This is a genomic window from Actinomadura keratinilytica (assembly GCF_039539665.1).
Classification (GTDB): domain Bacteria; phylum Actinomycetota; class Actinomycetes; order Streptosporangiales; family Streptosporangiaceae; genus Spirillospora; species Spirillospora keratinilytica.
Map to the genome: position 1 here is coordinate 1 of NZ_BAABDO010000245.1, position 2107 is coordinate 2107.

Annotated in this window: 1 protein-coding gene; it reads left to right on the forward strand. The window is 72.7% G+C overall.

Going from position 1 to position 2107, the window contains the following annotated elements:
• Nucleotides 1-440 precede the first annotated feature (440 nt).
• Nucleotides 441-2107 (forward strand): condensation domain-containing protein (locus ABD879_RS32455; RefSeq protein WP_345025614.1); only part of this gene is annotated, 1667 nt, incomplete at its 3' end.

Here is a 2107-nt window from a genome sequence, read left to right on the forward strand (position 1 = left end):
GCACCACCCAGACGATCACGCACTGTCGCGGATCGTTACGGGGAAAGGCTCAATGTCCGGCATGCAGGACGATCAGCGGCATCGCCGCACATGACGTGCGCGGGCCGCCGGCACGCGGTGCTCCCGGGCGGAGCGGGCGCCCCCGGGCCGTCCCGCCGAGGCGGAATAGCGTTCTTCCGGCGCACTGTCCAACAGAGCGGAAGCCGGTTGAATGACCACATGCGGTCATGTGTTCGAGTGCCGGCCGCGGCGGCCGTGCGCACGTTTTCGGGCCTCTTTTCACGCACCGTATGAGAGGTCTCACACGGGGCGTTGTCCCGCCGCGGGACAAGGCGCCCGCCGGCCCGGCCGCACCGCGATTGACCCGTGATCATCGGCGTGGCATCCTGCGTTTTCGATGAGCCGACCGCTGTAGTCGCCAATTATTTCGGGAATTGCCAATGAGCAAGGAATCCGCGATTATCGCCGGACCGCGGCCGGACGTGATTCCGTTGTCGCCGGGGCAGCAGCGGATGTGGTTCGCCAACAAATTGGAACGCGACGGCGCGGTCTACCGGCAGGTGTTCTGCGTGCGGCTGCGCGGTCGGCTGGACGGCTCCGCCCTGCGGCGTGCGCTCCACGACGTGGCCGAGCGGCACGAGGTGCTGCGCACCGTGTACCCGGAGGTCGACGGCGCGCCGCGCCAGCAGGTGCGCACGGGCCCGGACGCCCTGCCGGAGCCGCGCACGGTCCGCGTCCGCGAGGACGAGATCGGCGCGGCCGTCGGCGCGGAGCTGGCCCGGGGCTTCGACCTCGGCGGGGACCTGCCGTGGCGGGTGACGCTGCTCGAGGTGCGCGAGGACGAGTGGGTCCTGCTGGTGGTGCTGCACCACATCGCGTGGGACGGCTGGTCGTCCGGGGTGCTGGTGCGCGACCTGTGCACCGCCTACGGGGAGCGCGTGCACGGGCGCGCCCCCGACTGGGAACCCCTGAAAGTGCAGTACGCGGACTTCGCGGTGTGGCAGCGCGAGCTGCTGGCCGACGAAGACGCCCTGGCCGGGGAGCTGAGGCACTGGCGGCGGGCGCTGGACGGGGCGGCGGAGGAGCTGGCGCTGCCGACCGACCGGCCGCGGCCCGCGGTGGCGTCCCATCGCGGCGCGGCGGTCCCGCTGCGCATCGACCCGCGGCTCCACGCCGCGTTGCACGAACTGGCCGCCCGCGAGGGCGTCACCCTGTTCATGGTGGTGCAGGCCGCGCTGGCCCTCCTGCTGAGCCGGCTGGGCGCGGGCGCGGACATCCCGCTGGGCACGGTGACCCCCGGCCGCCCCGACGCGGCGCTGCACGACCTCGTCGGGTTCTTCGCCAACACGGTCGTGCTGCGCACGCCGCTGCACGGCGATCCGACTTTCGCCGAGCTGCTGGCGCGCGTACGCGAGGCGGACCAGGCGGCGTTCGCCCATCAGAACGTCCCCTTCGATTTCCTGGTGGACGAATTGCGGCCGCGGCGCTCGCTCGCGCGCCATCCCCTTTTCCAGACCCTTCTCGTCATCGACGACTTTCCCGAACCGGCATGGAATCTGCCGGGCCTGGCGGCGACTCCGGAACGGCTCGACGCATTGGTCGGACGGCCGGAGTCGTCCTTCCAGATGTTCGACCTGTCCTTTTATCTGACCGAGCACCGGGACGCCGCGGGCGCACCGGCGGGCCTCGACGGCGACCTGCTCTACGCGGTCGACCTGTTCCAGGAGCGCACGGCGGCGGCGCTGGCGGAGCGCCTTACCGGGGTGCTGGAGCAGGCCGCCGCCGACCCGGGACGCCGTGTCGGCGCGTTCGAGGTGCTCACCCGGGCCGAGGCGGACCTGTTCGCCGAACGCGCGAACGCGGTCGGCGGCCCCGCCGGTCGGGCGACGGTGCCGGAGATGATCGCCGCTCGGGCTGGCCGGTCGCCCGACGCGGTGGCCGTCTGCGACGGCGTCCACTCGCTGACGTATGAGCGGTTGGACGCCGCCGCCGGAGGGTTCGCCGCCCGGCTGGCGGCTGCGGGCGTGGGCCGCGGAGACCGGGTCGGCGTGCTGATGCCGCGTTCGGTGGACGTGGTGCCCGTGCTGCTGGGGGTGTGGAAGGCGGG